This is a genomic window from Clostridium cellulovorans 743B (assembly GCF_000145275.1).
GTDB lineage: Bacteria > Bacillota > Clostridia > Clostridiales > Clostridiaceae > Clostridium_K > Clostridium_K cellulovorans.
Genome location: NC_014393.1, coordinates 4,518,478 through 4,535,075 on the forward strand (window position 1 = coordinate 4,518,478; position 16,598 = coordinate 4,535,075).

The 16,598-nt window shown below is 31.8% G+C and carries 16 protein-coding genes and 1 tRNA gene; 1 reads left to right on the forward strand and 16 read right to left on the reverse strand.

Annotated features, from left to right (window positions below; genetic code table 11):
• Positions 1-8: 8 nt before the first annotated feature.
• The 11 genes from secE to CLOCEL_RS18725 all read right to left on the reverse strand — a co-directional run bounded on the left by secE (position 9) and on the right by CLOCEL_RS18725 (position 8,723).
• Positions 9-233, reverse strand: a complete 225-nt coding sequence (gene secE / locus CLOCEL_RS18675; RefSeq protein ID WP_010073756.1) for a preprotein translocase subunit SecE — start codon at positions 231-233, stop codon at positions 9-11.
• 40 nt (positions 234-273) lie between these two features.
• On the reverse strand, positions 274-423 hold the full coding sequence (gene rpmG / locus CLOCEL_RS18680) for a 50S ribosomal protein L33 (protein WP_010073757.1): 150 nt from the start codon (positions 421-423) through the stop codon (positions 274-276).
• Positions 424-615: 192 nt separating this feature from the next.
• The gene (gene tuf / locus CLOCEL_RS18685) at positions 616-1,809 is read right to left on the reverse strand and encodes an elongation factor Tu (RefSeq protein WP_013291937.1); all 1,194 of its coding nucleotides are present in this window, start codon (positions 1,807-1,809) and stop codon (positions 616-618) included.
• Positions 1,810-1,886: 77 nt separating this feature from the next.
• A tRNA-Thr gene (locus CLOCEL_RS18690) sits at positions 1,887-1,962 on the reverse strand.
• A gap of 77 nt (positions 1,963-2,039) precedes the next feature.
• Positions 2,040-2,693 carry an RNA polymerase sporulation sigma factor SigH gene (gene sigH, locus CLOCEL_RS18695; protein WP_010073758.1) on the reverse strand — a complete coding sequence of 218 codons (654 nt, stop codon included), beginning with the start codon at positions 2,691-2,693 and terminating at the stop codon, positions 2,040-2,042.
• Positions 2,694-2,787: 94 nt separating this feature from the next.
• Positions 2,788-3,297, reverse strand: coding sequence for an NYN domain-containing protein (locus tag CLOCEL_RS18700; protein WP_010073759.1), 510 nt, complete (start codon positions 3,295-3,297; stop codon positions 2,788-2,790).
• A complete protein-coding gene (gene rlmB, locus CLOCEL_RS18705) occupies positions 3,298-4,227 on the reverse strand; it encodes a 23S rRNA (guanosine(2251)-2'-O)-methyltransferase RlmB (protein ID WP_010073760.1) in 930 nt (309 codons plus the stop codon).
• A gap of 26 nt (positions 4,228-4,253) precedes the next feature.
• Positions 4,254-4,667: a Mini-ribonuclease 3 gene (locus CLOCEL_RS18710; protein WP_010073761.1), complete on the reverse strand. Its 414-nt coding sequence runs from the start codon at positions 4,665-4,667 to the stop codon at positions 4,254-4,256.
• A gap of 143 nt (positions 4,668-4,810) precedes the next feature.
• A complete protein-coding gene (locus tag CLOCEL_RS18715) occupies positions 4,811-6,511 on the reverse strand; it encodes a proline--tRNA ligase (RefSeq protein WP_010073762.1) in 1,701 nt (566 codons plus the stop codon).
• A gap of 416 nt (positions 6,512-6,927) precedes the next feature.
• On the reverse strand, positions 6,928-7,617 hold the full coding sequence (ispD, locus tag CLOCEL_RS18720) for a 2-C-methyl-D-erythritol 4-phosphate cytidylyltransferase (protein ID WP_010073763.1): 690 nt from the start codon (positions 7,615-7,617) through the stop codon (positions 6,928-6,930).
• 14 nt (positions 7,618-7,631) lie between these two features.
• The gene (locus tag CLOCEL_RS18725) at positions 7,632-8,723 is read right to left on the reverse strand and encodes a PIN/TRAM domain-containing protein (RefSeq protein ID WP_010073764.1); all 1,092 of its coding nucleotides are present in this window, start codon (positions 8,721-8,723) and stop codon (positions 7,632-7,634) included.
• 293 nt (positions 8,724-9,016) lie between these two features.
• Here CLOCEL_RS18725 and CLOCEL_RS18730 point away from each other — a divergent pair, with 293 nt between their 5' ends.
• Complete coding sequence (locus CLOCEL_RS18730) at positions 9,017-9,421, forward strand: nucleoside triphosphate pyrophosphohydrolase family protein (protein ID WP_010073765.1); 405 nt, start codon at positions 9,017-9,019, stop codon at positions 9,419-9,421.
• Positions 9,422-9,475: 54 nt separating this feature from the next.
• On the opposite strand, the gene disA is transcribed toward CLOCEL_RS18730, so the two are convergent.
• The 5 genes from disA to CLOCEL_RS18755 all read right to left on the reverse strand — a co-directional run bounded on the left by disA (position 9,476) and on the right by CLOCEL_RS18755 (position 16,569).
• Positions 9,476-10,549 carry a DNA integrity scanning diadenylate cyclase DisA gene (gene disA / locus CLOCEL_RS18735; RefSeq protein WP_010073766.1) on the reverse strand — a complete coding sequence of 358 codons (1,074 nt, stop codon included), beginning with the start codon at positions 10,547-10,549 and terminating at the stop codon, positions 9,476-9,478.
• A 336-nt stretch (positions 10,550-10,885) separates the two neighbouring features.
• On the reverse strand, positions 10,886-12,259 hold the full coding sequence (gene radA, locus CLOCEL_RS18740) for a DNA repair protein RadA (protein WP_010073767.1): 1,374 nt from the start codon (positions 12,257-12,259) through the stop codon (positions 10,886-10,888).
• 315 nt (positions 12,260-12,574) lie between these two features.
• Entirely contained in the window at positions 12,575-15,013 is a 2,439-nt protein-coding gene (locus tag CLOCEL_RS18745; RefSeq protein WP_010073768.1) for an ATP-dependent Clp protease ATP-binding subunit, read from the reverse strand.
• 13 nt (positions 15,014-15,026) lie between these two features.
• Positions 15,027-16,043 carry a protein arginine kinase gene (locus CLOCEL_RS18750; RefSeq protein ID WP_013291939.1) on the reverse strand — a complete coding sequence of 339 codons (1,017 nt, stop codon included), beginning with the start codon at positions 16,041-16,043 and terminating at the stop codon, positions 15,027-15,029.
• Between the two features lie 10 nt (positions 16,044-16,053).
• Positions 16,054-16,569 (reverse strand): UvrB/UvrC motif-containing protein, encoded by a 516-nt coding sequence (locus CLOCEL_RS18755; protein WP_010073770.1) that lies wholly within the window; start codon positions 16,567-16,569, stop codon positions 16,054-16,056.
• Positions 16,570-16,598 lie beyond the last annotated feature (29 nt).

The following is a 16,598-nucleotide window of genomic DNA, read 5'->3' on the forward strand; positions in this document are numbered from 1 at the left end:
TTTGTTTGTTATTTAAATATTAACTTGTAGAGGTTATTTAAGCCAAGATCTAATAGCCCAATAAGCACAGCGAAGAAAATTGTAAATAACAACACTGATTTCGTCGCCTTCTTAACATTTTCTCTTTCAGGCCATGTAATTCTTTTAATTTCAGCTTTTATCTCTCTAAGAACTCTAGAGAAAAAGTTACCATTTTTTCTCGTTGTTTGTGTTTTTTGCTCATTAACAGCCATATCCTTCACACCCTATTATCATATTAACACTTTAATTGAATTATTTTGTTTCTTTGTGAACAGTATGTTTTTGGCAGAATTTACAATACTTTCTCTGCTCTAATCTATCTGGATCGTTTTTCTTGTTTTTCATTGTGTTGTAGTTTCTTTGTTTGCATTCTGTGCATGCTAAAGTTACTTTTACTCTCAAAGTCTACACCTCCTACAGTTGAGCCAATGTATTTATATTAACATTAGTAATATTTTTTATTGTAATTTGTTACTTATCTACTTTATCATATAGCGCTTTATATGTCAAATGAAATATTCTTTTACGATTTAAGCACTTTTTAAAAGGACTAGGTTAATTACCCAGTCCTTACTTATTACTTGTTACTGAGGATTATTCAACGATTGTTGTAACAACACCTGAACCAACTGTTCTTCCGCCTTCTCTGATAGCGAATCTTAGGTTTTCATCCATTGCTACTTGTGTTATTAATTCTACGTTCATGTCGATGTGGTCTCCTGGCATTACCATTTCAACTCCGTCTGGTAATTTGATTGAACCTGTAACGTCTGTTGTTCTGAAGTAGAATTGTGGTCTGTATCCATCGAAGAATGGTGTGTGTCTTCCGCCTTCTTCTTTCTTAAGTACGTATACTTGACCTACGAACTTGCTGTGTGGTGTTACTGAACCTGGTTTTGATAATACTTGACCTCTTTCGATTTCATCTCTTTGAACACCTCTTAATAATGCTCCGATGTTATCTCCTGCCATTGCTTCATCAAGTAATTTCTTGAACATTTCTACACCTGTTACAGTGATTTTTCTTGTTTCTTCGTGTAATCCAACTAGTTCTACTTCGTCTCCTACATGAAGAATTCCTCTTTCAACTCTTCCAGTTGCAACTGTTCCTCTTCCAGTGATTGTGAATACATCTTCTACTGGCATTAAGAATGGTTTGTCTGTTGCTCTTTCTGGTGTTGGGATGTATGAATCAACTGCTGCCATTAATTCCATTACGCATTTTGTTGCTTCTTCATCTGATGGGTTTTCTAATGCTTTTAATGCTGATCCTGTTATTACTGGAGTATCATCTCCTGGGAATCCGTATTCATCTAGTAATTCTCTTACTTCCATTTCAACTAATTCTAATAATTCTGGATCGTCTACCATATCTGCTTTGTTTAAGAATACTACTATGTATTGTACACCAACTCTTGATGATAATAGTATGTGTTCTCTTGTTTGTGGCATTGGACCATCTGCTGCTGAACAAACTAATATTGCTCCGTCCATTTGCGCTGCTCCAGTGATCATGTTCTTAACATAGTCAGCATGTCCTGGACAGTCAACGTGTGCATAATGTCTATTTTCAGTTTCGTACTCAACGTGAGCTGTGTTGATTGTGATTCCTCTTTCTTTTTCTTCTGGCGCTTTATCTATTTCGTCATATTTGAAAGCTTTTGCTCCACCTTTAAGTGCAAGTACTGATGTGATTGCAGCTGTTAATGTTGTCTTACCGTGGTCAACGTGACCAATTGTTCCGATGTTTACGTGTGGTTTTGTTCTTTCGAATTTTGATTTTGACATCTTGATTTCCTCCTTAATGATATCGTCATTATTTATAATAATTCACTGTAAACTAACCCTAGTGTTTATTATATCAATGGAGCCCATAACCGGGATTGAACCGGTGACCTCCACCTTACCAAGGTGACGCTCTGCCGACTGAGCTATATGGGCAATTTCATTAAACTAAACTAGAATCGTATCAGCTATATTCAAACACTTATAAATTCTACTATCAAGCTAAAATTTTGTCAATATTTTTTTATATTTTCATTTAAGCTCTTCTCGAGTTTTCTTTTAACTCTTTGCAAAGCATTATCTATAGACTTAGGGCCTCTCTCTAAATCGCAAGCAATCTCTTGATAAGACTTCCCTTCTAGATATGAATTTAAAACTTCTATTTCTAAAGCTGATAAAACACATTCTATTTGCTTTTCAATTCTTTGAATTTCTTCACGACTTATCATCAATTCCTCAGGATCTGAAACTTTCAATGTAGTAAGCATATCCATAAGTGTTCTATCAGATTCTTCATCATATACTGGCTTATTTAAAGATATATATGTATTAAGTGGTATATGTTTTTGCCTTGTAGCTGTTTTAATTGCTGTTATTATCTGCCTTGTTATACATATCTCTGCAAAAGCCTTAAAAGATGCTAGCTTATGCGGTTTAAAGTCACGTATAGCTTTATATAATCCTATCATGCCTTCTTGATATATGTCTTCTTTATCTGCGCCAATTAGAAAATATGACTTTGCCTTGGATTTTACAAAGCCTTTATACTTGTTGATAAGATATTCTAGTGCATCTGAATCCCCATCCTTGGCTACTAAAACTATCTCTTCATCGATCATTTGGTAATAGTCTTTTTCTCCATATGCCTCTTTATCTAACTGTACCAAATTGATTTCCCTCCCCCATAACTGTAAGTATCAACTCATTCTATATAATACCCTATTAGATTATATCCTATAAATTTTTTCTTAGTCAAGAAGTTTAACATCCTCTTCTCATTTTTTCTAATTTTTTCAATATTTTTTCATCTAAACTATCTTCTATTCTATCCGTTTTTCTATATGATAAAAGTTTTGTTTGTTCTTTTATTGTTTTTTCAATATTTTTTACCTCATGATAGAATTCTAATGAAGACATTCTAATAGCTCCTCTTTGGAATATTAATTGTTGTTCCAGAGAGTCATTGGTCACAACTAATACATTTTTTCTTCGTCCTAAATTATTAACTGTTCTTTCTATATAACTATCTGCTGTCTCTCCTTCTTTTGTAAAAACTACAGTTACATTTCCCACTATTTCTTCCTTTTCTAAGCTTCCTTGAACCAAATGTGCATCAAATATAATGAATATATTATCTCCATTATATCCACCATAGTTCTGCATTTTTTCAATTAAACTTTGCCTAGCTCCTTCAAATTCAGTATCGTTTTTAGGCTTTAGATTTGGCCAACTATTCAATATATTATATCCGTCAATATATATATATCTCAATTATTTCATCCTTTGTGTTAAAATTTCATACATTAAAATTCCGCCTGCTACTGATGCATTAAGTGATGTTATTTGCCCTACCATAGGGATTTTAACAAGTAAATCACATTTTTCTTTAGTTAACTTCGAAATGCCTCTTCCTTCACTTCCAATAATCAATGCTGCGGCTCCTCTAAAGTTTGCATCTTGGCAATAAACTTTTCCATCCATGTCAGCACCATAAATCCAAATACCTTTTTTCTTTAAACTATCAATGACTGAATTTATATTAGGTACTTTAGCAACCTTCATGTATTGTACTGCTCCTGCACTAGTCTTATATACTGTTGGTGTAATTCCTACATTTCTTCTTTTAGGTATTACCACACCATGAACTCCACATACTTCTGCAGTTCTTAAAATTGCACCTAAATTATGAGGGTCTTCTATCTCATCTAATATTATGATAAACGGATCTTCACCTTTTTTTTGGGCATATTCTAGTATATCCTCAACTTCGCAATATTTATACGGAGTAACTATAGCTATTACACCTTGGTGAACTCCCGTTTGCGACATTTCATCCAATTTCTTTCTATCAACTTCTTTTACTACTAATCTTTTCTCTCTTGCTTCAGCTAAAACTACATTAATTGATCCAGTAGTATCGCCTTTTGCAACTAATATCTGCTCTATTGTTGTGGAACTAGATTTCAGTGCTTCTATAACTGCATTTCTTCCTTCAATTATATCCTCACGAACAACCTGTGATTCAAATTTTACCGTTTCAAAATCTTTAGGTTTTCGTTCTTCATTTCTTCTCACTTCTAGTTTTCTATCGACTTTACCTTTTATATTTTCTTTTTGATAAAAATCTTTTTTCTTACCTTTAACTTGATCTTTATTCCATTTATTATTGTCTCTTTCTGATTTTCTAGGCTCTTTTTTCATTGATATAGCACCTCTTACTAAGTTTTTTATTTTGTCTCTGCTATTAGTTTCTTCAAAAGATAGTTTAGTCTCTCCATTTGTTCCGATAAATATAGATATCCTACTAACGCTTCAAAACCCGTGGCATTTCTATAGTGTTTAACTTCTGCATTTTTAGGTTTTGTATATGATTTAGTATTTCTTCCTCTTTTATACACTGCAACTTCTTCTTCCGTGAGCTCACTGAAAATTCCATGAATAAAGTTGCTTTGAGCCTCTGCTTTTACATAATTTGTAGCTTCCTTATGTAATTTATTAACTAACGTATTTCTATTTTCGTTTATTAAATGACTTCTAACAAAAACTTCATAAACAGCATCTCCTATATAAGCCAAAACTAAAGAATTTAATTGACTTGCTGACTCTTTTGTGAAACTATTCTTTAAAATATCAAAATCCATTTTACTCTCCTTACTTTTATGAAGTTTCTATTCATCACATATAGATTATCATTTTATATAAGAAAAATAAAGAAAAAACCTAGTTTCTAAGTCTAAACCTAACTTTTAAGTTTAAACTTAGTTTCTAGGTAAAAATCTATGAACTAGATTTTTTTAAATTCTTCTTTTACTCTATCTATCACTTTATCGTATGCTATAACTTCTAAGTCAGCACTTGATCTTAATTTAAACTCTACTTCACCTTCAGCAATTTTCTTACCAACAGTTATTCTCATTGGAATTCCTAATAAATCTGCATCCTTGAACTTGATGCCTGCTCTTTCATTTCTATCATCAAGAATAACATCTACACCAATTGCTTTTAATGCATCATATAATTCTTCTGCTTTTTTCATTTGAACTTCATCTTTAAACACTGCTGGCACTACTATTACTTGATATGGAGCCACTTCTAAAGGCCATATAATACCATTTTCATCATTATGTTGTTCTATTACAGCAGCTAAAGTTCTGTTAACACCTATACCATAACATCCCATTATGAATGGCTTTTGTGTTCCATCTTGATCTGTAAATACAGCATTCATAGACTCAGAATATTTTGTTCCTAACTTAAAGATATGTCCAACTTCAATTCCTCTTGCAATATTTATTGGAGCACCACATTTTGGGCACTTTTCTCCTTCTGTTACTTTTCTAAAATCACCAACTTTACCTGTAAAGTCTCTATTGTAGTTAACATTTGTGTAATGATAATCTGTTTCATTAGCTCCAACTATGAAGTTATACATATTAGAAACTTCTTCATCTACTAATAGTTCGTCAACTTTAAGATTTATTGGACCTGCAAAACCTGTTTTTGCACTAGTTGCATCAAATACAGTTTTATCGTCTGCAAGTTCAACTTCAACAGCACCACCTAAAGCATTAACAATTTTGACTTCATTAGCTTCTCTATCGCCTCTTACCATAACGCCAACTACCTTTTCATCAATTTTATAAATTAATGTTTTAGCAAACATTTTGCTGTCTACCTTAAAGAAACTTACTAGTTCTTCAATAGTTTTTGCATTTGGTGTATGAATCTTTTCTAAGTTCTTTAATTCTTCTTTTTTCATAACTTCTGCTGTAGCAGGTGATTTTTCTATGTTTGCTGCATAATCACAAGCACTACAGAAAACTATATCATCTTCACCAACTTCTGATTTTACCATAAACTCTGCAGAACCTGATCCACCCATTGCACCTGAATCAGCTTCAGCTGCCTTACATTCTATATCACACCTAAAAAAAATATTTTTATATGCTTCATACATAGCATTATAACTTATATCTAATCCTTCGCTATCCTTATCAAAGCTATATGCATCCTTCATTACGAATTCTCTTGATCTCATTACCCCGAATCTTGGTCTTCTCTCATCCCTATATTTAGTTTGAATTTGATATAAAGTTATTGGTAACTGCTTATATGATTTTATTTCATTTCTAGCTATATCAGTAAATACTTCTTCATGAGTTGGTCCAAGACAAAAATCTCTATCATTTCTGTCCTTTAATCTGAACATCTCAGGTCCCATAGTGTCCCATCTACCAGATTCTTTCCATAACTCAGCTGGAATTAATGCAGAAGCAAGAAATTCTTGAGCACCTGCTTTATCCATTTCATCTCTAATTATATCTTCTACCTTCTTTAGTGCTTTTAATCCCATTGGCATGTAGTTATATACTCCCGATGCCATTTTTCTCATCAAACCTGCTCTAAGCATCAATTGATGGCTTGATATTTCTGCTTCTGCAGGTACCTCTCTCATAGTTAACATGAGCGCTTTTGAAAGTTTCATTTTAAGTTCCTCCTGTCTCTTCTTCATAAACTATTTTTCAACATGTCTATGCATGTAATAACTTACCATGAATTTTATTATTTATTTTATAGAACCCATGAGAAGCCAGATAAATCTTACTTATCTTTAAATATTTACAATATAAAAACACTCACCCCTAAAAATTAGGGCGAGTGTTAATCGCGGTACCACCTAAATTGGTTCTCATTACTGGTAACGGCTTCTCGCCGGTAGTTTTTTCCTACACTCCGAAGTAGGTTCAAAACATTTAAAACCTTTCAGCAAATTGGTTTTATCTCTGTAATGCTGTTTCTACTATTCTTCATCATCGCTTAGATATTTATTTATATTTTCTAATTATACGCAGATTGAAAAAAACTGTCAATAAGCACTATTTCTTAAATCTTATTCTGTCCTTAAAGAAATCTATTTAAAATATTTTCAGCAATTATTATATCTTCTGGAGTAGTTATCTTTATATTTTCATAAGTTCCTTCATAAAGATATACCTTCTCTCCTAATATCTCAGCAGCCATAGTATCATCAGTTACCTCTAAAGATTTTTGATTAATAATTTCATGTGCTCTATATATAACATCAAATTTAAAGGTTTGTGGCGTCTGGACACAGAAAAGTTCATTTCTTTTTAAAGTATCCACAGAAATATTATTTTCATCTTTCAACTTTATTGTATCCTTTGGAGTTACTCCACAAGCTGTGGCTCCATATTGCTTAACATACTTGATTCCATTGTCTATAATTTCATTAGTCACAAAAGGTCTAGCACCATCATGGATGAGGACATACTCACAGTTTTTTAACGCAGATAGACCCGCAAAAACACTATCTTGTCTTTCTGTTCCCCCAATGACAACTTCTTTTACTTTTGAAAAAAAATATTTTTTAACAACTGATTCCTTTATGTACTCTACTTCTTCCTTTGCAGCAACTAAAACTATTTCATCTACATTGCTGTTATCCTCAAAAGCTTTAATAGCATAATAAATTATAGGCTTATCTTTAAGTTCTAAAAATTGTTTATTCACTGCAGCTCCCATTCTTTTACCTTTACCTGCTGCAAGAATTACTGCACTAACTTTACTCATATCTTTCCTCTTTATTAACTTTTTACTGTAGCAAATATCATTCTTCCCGCAGCAGTTTGAAGAACTGATGTTACCTTAACAAAAACTTGTTCTCCAACTCGGTTTCTTCCATTCTCTACTACAATCATAGTTCCGTCTTCTAAATATGCCACTCCTTGGCCTTGTTCTTTTCCTTCTTTTATTATCTGGATATTTAATTCTTCACCTGGAAGTAATACTGGTTTAACAGCATTTGAAAGTTCATTTATGTTTAACACAGGAACCCCTTGAACCTCTGCAACTTTATTTAGGTTATAATCATTTGTAACGACTTTTCCATTTAGTATTTGTGCTAACTTTAATAACTTACTGTCTACTTCTTGGATATCAGTAAAATCCTTTTCATAAACTTGTACTTCTATAGGCAATTCTTTTTGAATCTTATTTAGAATATCAAGACCTCTTCTTCCCTTTGTCCTTTTTAAGTCGTCAGATGAGTCTGAAATATGTCTTAACTCATTAAGTACAAAATGTGGAATAACTAAAGGACCTTCAACAAAGCCTGATTGGCAAATGTCAAATATTCTTCCATCTATTATAACTGAAGTATCTAGCACTTTAGGAATAGATCTCGAATGATTTTTTTCCTTCTTTTCTTTAACAAGACCATTCTTTTTCGCATTAGCCATAAATGCAAATAGCTCTTCTTTTTTCTTTACTGCCACATCTGCACCGATTATTGCAAAAATAAGAATAATAATGGTTCCTACAATTCCTAATAATACTGACTTGCTATATATAGGAATACCTATCAATACTCCTAGAATCATCCCGATTATTGCTCCGATAACTCCCATTATTATGTCTGAAACTGATATCCTTTGAAAATATCTTTCAAAGCTATCTATAACTTTTACTATTCCTTTTACTATAGTAGGGGACAATAAGAAAAAAATAATACCAAATAATAATCCTACTGCTAAAGAACTTAAAACACCTGTTAAAGAATTGTTTCGCAAATTTAATGTTTCCCTTATAACATCAACAGTTAATAACTCAGAGGCAATTAAATAACCTATGGTAACTCCTGCTGCTGTTAAAAGGCCTCTTAATATTTTTCTTATCAAAGATTCACCTCCTAATAATATTATTGACATTTTTAATTTCTACTAAACAAAGAAATTTTTACAAACCTACTTTTATAGTAAATTTTTATATCTACTTAGGTTAAGTTTATATTATCTATCGTAGTATTTCAACAAGTTCCTTGATAAATTTAAAAAAATATAAACTATCCCCCTATTCAATTAATGGTACATCCTTTATTATTTAATTAAGATAGATGTATAAATTGACAAACATTTCTATTTACCTTATAATTTAATTATGTCTTATTGTTTACCAAGAGGAGGATAACAATATGAAGGATGTTATATTCGATGATTTTCAAAATACCGTTGAGGACTCGTTGCTTAGACACAGAAGTCTCATTGATATATTATCAAAACTTCAAGAATCTGATGCCAGGGTCAATAGAGCAATATCAAAAGCTATTACAAACTGTGGTTGTATCAAAGTTAACGGTCAAAAGCAACAAATGAACTTTAATGTAGATTCATTAAACGATGAAAAACTTAAAAATTCCTTAAATTCACATGTTATTGGAGATTTATGTGACAGCTGTAGAGATATAGTTGAAAGAGAACTAGGAAATCATCTATTTTATGTTGCTGCATTGTGTAACACCTTAGATTTAAATATGTATGATATTCTACTTAAAGAAAATGACAAAATTAACACTTTAGGAAAATTTAGTTTTAGATAAGAACCTTTACTTTAATAAGTGATTTTAATTAATAAAAGGCATGGCAAATATTTGCTATGCCTTTACATCTAACATGGATTGTTCCCGTAATCTTCTTAAGCCATTCTTAATAGCTTTAGCTCTTGCTTCTCCTATTCCCTCTACTTTATCTAAATCCTCTATAGAAGCTTTTAAAATTTCTTGAAAATTATCAAAAGAATTAACCAAATTATTTATTACTGCTATTGGTAACCTAGGAATTTTATTTGTCATTCTATAACCTCTTGGAGATATCAATGTATCCATAAGTGGTAACTCAGGATATCCTAGAACCTTCGCAATCATATCTAATTCTAAAATTTCATCATCATCAAGCTGCTGAAAACTTTCATATACTTGTTCACAATCATCCGATACGACGCAATAGTCTCTGATTATTAAAAGTCCTTCTCTTTCAACATTTCGGATAAGTTCACCCATTTGCATAGATATTAGTCGCCCTTCAACACCTAGTTCTATTACAAAACTTTCTATCTCTGCTACTATTCTAAGCACTAATTCTGTTCTCTGAATAGCAGTTGCAATATCAAACAAGGTAACCATATCTTGAAATTCTAATACATTGACATTTGAAATTATTCTATCTAATACTGCAACGTATTTTTCTAAAGTTTGTATAGCCTGATTTGCTCTTGCAAGAACAGTACTACTGTCTCTAAGAACATATTTTATGTCATCTTTAAAAACAGTTATAACATTTCTTCTTTGAGATATAGCTACTGCTATAACTCCAAACTGTTTAGCTACTCTTTGTGCAGTTCTATGTCTAGTACCAGTTTCAAAGGTGTGAATTGAAAAATCTGGAATCAATTGAGTGTTAGCACAAATAATCTTCTTTAAATCATTACTTAATATTATAGCTCCATCCATCTTGGCTAGTTCATATAAATAGGCAGGATTATAATCTGCATTTATTTTAAAGCCACCATCTACTATTTTCATAAGTTGGTCGCTATTTCCTAGTATTATTAATCCTCCAGTTTTCGCCCTAAGTATATTCTCAAGGCCTTCTCTTAATTGTGTACCTGGTGCTATACGTTTAAGTATATCCATTATATTTTGATCCTTGACGCCCCTTTGAGTTGTCACTTATCCTTTCACCCCTTTAAAAATTTCTTTTGATAACATAATTTATTGAATCAAGGACTACAATTATTCCCCTATCTGCCAATTATTTTTGACTACAAGGAATAATTGATTCACTACTTTTCCTATAAAACAATAATTGCTCAAGCAAGTACTTAATTTTTTCAACTTACAAAGTGTATATTTAACTATAGATGCTGCTGTATGTATACTGCCGCCAATAGATAGTATTATATGAAAGATTATTATCGGAACATATAGATTTATTATAATTGAAATTTTTTAGATCATTTTTACTAAACAAAATTATATTAGTAAATTTTTTAGAACTATATATATTTATCGTTTATTAAATACTTTGCTGAATGCTTCTTTTAAAGTATTTACCCCTATTATATTAATATCCTGTTTTTTAAGCTTTTGAGTATTTCTATAAGGTAAAATTATATTTTTAAATCCCATTTTAGATGCTTCATTTACTATTCTTTCTCCAAAGGCTACTGGTCTTATTTCCCCAGTTAGTCCAATCTCTCCAAAAACTAGCATCTTTTCTAACGGTATTTCATTTCCTTTTATACTTGAAATCAATGCTAATGCAAGTCCTAAGTCACCTGACGTGCCTTCTATATTTAATCCACCTACAACATTAACATAAACATCACAATTATAAAATGGTATTTTTAGCTTTTTTTCTAAAACAGCTAAAATTAGACTTACTCTTGAATAATCTACCCCTACTGCAGTCCGCCTTGGCATTGGTGCTTTAGTCTCTGTAACCAAAGCTTGAATTTCAACAAGTATAGGTCTTGAGCCTTCCATAATTCCAATTACTACAGAACCCTCTTGATTAAAATTCGTTTCTTCTAAAAATACTCCTGAAGGATTACTTATTGCAAGTAATCCTTCCTCACACATTTCAAAAACTCCAATTTCACTAGTGGTTCCAAAACGATTTTTCATCGTTCTAAGTATTCTAAATTCTTCTGTTCTTTCTCCTTCAAAAGAAAGTACTGTATCTACCATATGTTCAAGAACTCTTGGTCCTGCCAGTTCTCCTTGTTTAGTTACATGCGCAACTATAAAGAAAGGAATATTACTTGACTTACCAATCCGCATAATGCTATTAGAACACTCTCTTACTTGTGAAACACTACCTGGTGCTGAAGTCACTGAAGGCTTAAATACTGTTTGTATTGAATCTATTATCACAAATACCGGTTTTATATTGTTAATATGAATTTCTATGGCTTCCATATCTGTCTCAGAGACTATCAGTAAATTCTCATTTATAGTGCTTAATCTGTCACCTCTGATTTTTATCTGCTCTTCTGACTCTTCACCAGATACATATAGAACTTTACCGTATTTACTAGCAATACTATTAGCTGTTTGCAAAAGTATCGTTGATTTTCCTATTCCAGGTGCACCTGAAATCAATGTTAATGAGCCTCTTACAAGACCTCCACCAAGAACTCTGTTTAGTTCACTAATTCCCGTATCAAATCTCTCTTTTTCTCCTGACTTAATAACCATTATGCTTTTAGGTTCACTAGTAACATTTTGTGCTGAAGTTATCACGCTACTTGTCACTGAAGTTGATTTTTGTTCTTCAACCATAGTATTCCAAGAATTACACTCAGGACATTTTCCGAGCCACTTAGGATTTTCATATCCGCACTGTTGACATACATATATTGTTTTTATTTTTGCCACTTTTTCACCTCTTAGTTAGGCTTATATTCTTTTATTACTAAACTACTATAACTCGTATGTAAATTTTTTCATTTCAACTTAATATTATATACTAACTTTCCCACAATTCCACCGTATATTCAATTCTTTGTCAGCTAATTAATTATTAAAATCAAATACTTCTAAAAAATAGATCTTATATCATTATCCTAAAGAAAGTATTTTCAACAAAGAATTAACCACTATACACCACAATAAAGTTATTTTAAATAATCCCCATACTATAATAAAATTACCGCAGACCTATGAATCTGCGGTAAACAAATTAGTTTTAGATTATTTTCTAGTAAATTCAAGTTTATTATCTTCTACAGTTACTATAACTCTATCAGATTTCTTAACATTACCTTTAAGAATCTCTTCCGATAATTTGTCTTCTACAGTTTTTGTTATAGTTCTTCTTAAAGGTCTAGCTCCATAAGTTGTATCAAATCCTTCTTTAGCAAGAAGCTTCTCAGCTTCTTCATCGAATTCAATGAATATCTCTTGCTCTTTCAATCTATCTGAAACATTCTTAAGCATAAGCTTAACAATTTCACTTAGATCTTTTTCCTCCAATTTATGGAATACAATTATGTCGTCTATTCTGTTTAAGAATTCAGGCTTAAAAGATTGCTTTAATTCATCCATGATATTATCTTTCATTTTCTCATATTCTGAATTATTTATATCTCCAGCAGTATTAAATCCTAAACTCTTTTGTTTCTTAATGCTGTGAGCACCAACATTTGATGTCATGATGATAATAGTATTTTTAAAATTAACAACCTTTCCTTTTCCATCAGTTAAAATTCCATCTTCTAAAATTTGAAGTAACACATTAAATACATCTGGATGTGCTTTTTCAATTTCATCGAAAAGAATTACTGAGTATGGATTTCTTCTAACCTTTTCAGTTAATTGGCCACCTTCATCATATCCAACATATCCTGGAGGAGATCCGATTAATCTTGCTACAGAATGCTTCTCCATATATTCTGACATATCAACTCGTATCATATTCTTCTCATTATCAAACATAGCCTCAGCTAATGCCTTTGTAAGCTCTGTTTTACCAACTCCTGTTGGTCCAAGGAATATGAATGAACCAATCGGTCTCTTTGGATCTTTTAGTCCAACCCTAGCTCTTCTAACTGCTCTTGCTACAGATATAACAGCTTCTTCTTGCCCTATTACTCTATTGTGTAGTATTTCTTCAAGCTTTAATAATCTCTCTGATTCCTTTTCTGTAAGTTTTTCAACAGGAACATTGGTCCATTTTGAAACAACCGTTGCTATTTCTTCTTCTCCAACCTCCTGGTTTTCTGTTCTACTATTATTATTCTTCCAATCTTTACTTAGCTTTTCTAATCTTTCTTTTGTCTCTTTCTCTGTATCTCTTAATCTAGCAGCCTTTTCAAAGTCTTGAACTCCAATAGCATCAGCTTTTTCTTTAGAGATTTTTTCTAATTCTTCTTCTAGACTCTTAAGATCAGGTGGTGCCGTTAAGTTTTGGATTCTAACTCTTGCCCCTGCTTCATCTATAAGATCTATAGCTTTATCTGGAAGATATCTATCTGTTATATATCTGTCTGAGAGGTTTACCGCTGCATCTATTGCAGCATCAGTAATTTTAACTCTATGATGTGCTTCATATTTATCTCTAAGTCCTTTTAAAATCAATAAAGCTTCCTCTTTTGTAGGTTCTCCTACCTTAACTGGTTGGAATCTTCGCTCTAATGCAGAATCTTTTTCTATATATTTCCTATATTCATCTAGAGTAGTAGCACCAATACATTGTATTTCACCTCTAGCTAAAGAAGGTTTTAGGATGTTTGATGCATCTATAGCTCCCTCTGCTCCACCAGCTCCTACAATCGTATGAATTTCATCTATAAACAATAATACATTGCCCGCTTTAGTTATCTCAGCCATTACTTTTTTTAATCTTTCTTCAAACTCACCTCTATATTTTGAACCGGCAATTAGTGAAGATAAATCTAATGTTACAACTCTCTTGTCTTTTAATATTTCTGGAATATTTCCTTCTACAATTTTTTGAGCAAGTCCTTCAGCTATAGCAGTTTTACCTACACCTGGTTCACCAATAAGACAAGGATTGTTTTTTGTCCTTCTTGACAATATCTCAAGAACTCTTTCAGTCTCTTTATCTCTTCCTATAACAGGATCAAGCTTTGCTTCTTTTGCCATTTTAGTTAAGTCCCGTCCAAATTGATCAAGAGTTGGTGTTGGCATACTATGAGTCTTATTATCCTTAATATCACCTTGCTGTTGCTTTCCTGAAAGACTATCTACAATATTATCTCTAAGCCTTTTAAAGTCAACACCTAGATTATTTAGTATCGTAAATGCAACACCTTCGCCTTCCTTAATTAGTGCTAAAAGAATGTGTTCTGGACTTACATAGTTATGACTTAAGGCCCTTGCCTCTGAAAAACTTAGATCTAATAATCTTTTAGTCCTAGGAGTAAGAGGAATTTCATTCTTTGCAACCTCTGCATCCCCTTTACCTTCGTATTCTTCTATAAGCTCCCTAACCTTTTCTAGAGTAACATTCATTTCATTTAGTGCTTGCTTTGAGAGTCCGCCTTCTTCCTTTAGAATTCCAAGTAATATATGTTCTGTACCTATATATCCATGTTGAAGATTCTGCGCTTCCTCTTGGGCAAAATAAATAATTTTTTGTGCTCTTTCCGTAAATCTACCAAACATCATTTTAAATCACCACCTAAGTTAATTTTTGTCTTAATAACTCTGACCTCTTTATATTTCTATCCTTTTGGGCTAATTCCTTGTCACATTGTTTTTGAATAGCACTAGGTTGTATTTCTACCATAAGAGTATTTAATGTTTCAATGCTTATATGTTTAATTATACCCATTTCTACTCCTAATCTTACATCTGAAAGAAGCTTTAAACTTTCTTTAGTATCTATCAACCTAGCATTTGTAATAATTCCAAGTGATCTGTATATTCTATCTTCTATTTCTATCTGTGCATTATTTAAAATATAATCTCTATAGCTTAATTCTTTATTCATAACTTGATTTATAACTGATTCTAAGTTTACCAATATTTCTTGTTCTGATACGCCTAAAGTAACTTGATTTGAAATTTGATATATATTTCCATGCGCTTTTGAACCTTCACCATAAAGTCCTCTTATAGTCATCCCTACTTGAGTAAGTGTTTCTCCTAAGCTACTTATTCCATTCCTCATAGTTAGAGTAGGTAAATGTAGCATTGCTGAAGCTCTCATTCCTGTACCTAAGTTTGTTGGACATGCTGTTATATATCCTAAATCTTCATCAAAAGCATAATCAACACTTTTTTCAATTACACTATCATATATATCAGCTGTTTCATAAGTTTCTTTAAAATTCAATCCAGAACTAATTGCTTGGATTCGGAAATGATCTTCTTCATTTATCATAATGCTTACAGTTTCATCTTTATTCACTAAAAATGCTGAAAAATCTTTATTTTCCATAAGTTTATTAGATATGAGATGTTTCTTAAAGTAATAGTCATTTTCTATTGCTTTATTCTCCCATAAATGAATTGCCTTAAAATCATTATCTTCTCTATCTAAAAAAACTTTTTCAACCTCTGAAATTATATCCCTTGAATTTTCTAGAGTTTCCTTATGTGGTAACTTTCTATCCTTCATATTTCTTGCTAGCCTGATTCTGCTACTGATTACAATATCATTATTGTTCTCATCGCCCTTCATCCAATTCCTCATATTTTCACCTCTAATCTGCTTGAATTCCTTTTATTTCATCTCTTAGTTCTGCTGCATGTTCAAAATTTTCTTCTAATATAGCTTTTTGAAGTTCTTCTTTTAATTTTAATAAATACTTCTTATTTTTAATAGTTTTCTCTAATTTTTCAGGTATCTTTCCTTTATGTTCAACGTTTTTCTGAACCTTCTTTACAATAGGCATAATGTAACTTCCAAGATCTTTGTAGCATGTATCGCAGCCCACTATTCCTTTTTTGCTAAATTCACTTAAAGTTGTTCCACAACCACTACAAGTAACTTCTGTTTTAGGTATATCGTTAGAACTCTTACCTATATTCACATAATCCATAAAACCACTTAAAATATTTTGGAAGGTAAAGTCGCCAAATATTGAGCTTCCCATCATACCAAAAGCTCCCGTTTCCTTTGCACATTTCTCACAAAGATTCATTTCTTCCTTTTCTCCATTTATATATTTTTCTATATGAATAGTTGCTTCATTCTCTTTGCATTTTTCGCATATCATAGTTCTTCCTCCTAACCTATAAATACTTG

Excerpts from the sequence above, each read along its gene's own strand:
- secE (WP_010073756.1), bottom strand. The coding sequence starts at position 233 with ATGGCTGTTAATGAGCAAAAAACACAAACAACGAGAAAAAATGGTAAC.
- tuf (WP_013291937.1), bottom strand. The coding sequence starts at position 1,809 with ATGTCAAAATCAAAATTCGAAAGAACAAAACCACACGTAAACATCGGA.
- rlmB (WP_010073760.1), bottom strand. The coding sequence starts at position 4,227 with ATGAAAAAAGAGCCTAGAAAATCAGAAAGAGACAATAATAAATGGAAT.
- CLOCEL_RS18710 (WP_010073761.1), bottom strand. The coding sequence starts at position 4,667 with ATGGATTTTGATATTTTAAAGAATAGTTTCACAAAAGAGTCAGCAAGT.
- CLOCEL_RS18715 (WP_010073762.1), bottom strand. The coding sequence starts at position 6,511 with ATGAAACTTTCAAAAGCGCTCATGTTAACTATGAGAGAGGTACCTGCA.
- ispD (WP_010073763.1), bottom strand. The coding sequence starts at position 7,617 with ATGAGTAAAGTTAGTGCAGTAATTCTTGCAGCAGGTAAAGGTAAAAGA.
- CLOCEL_RS18730 (WP_010073765.1), top strand. The coding sequence starts at position 9,017 with ATGAAGGATGTTATATTCGATGATTTTCAAAATACCGTTGAGGACTCG.
- CLOCEL_RS18745 (WP_010073768.1), bottom strand. The coding sequence starts at position 15,013 with ATGATGTTTGGTAGATTTACGGAAAGAGCACAAAAAATTATTTATTTT.
- CLOCEL_RS18750 (WP_013291939.1), bottom strand. The coding sequence starts at position 16,043 with ATGAGGAATTGGATGAAGGGCGATGAGAACAATAATGATATTGTAATC.
- CLOCEL_RS18755 (WP_010073770.1), bottom strand. The coding sequence starts at position 16,569 with ATGATATGCGAAAAATGCAAAGAGAATGAAGCAACTATTCATATAGAA.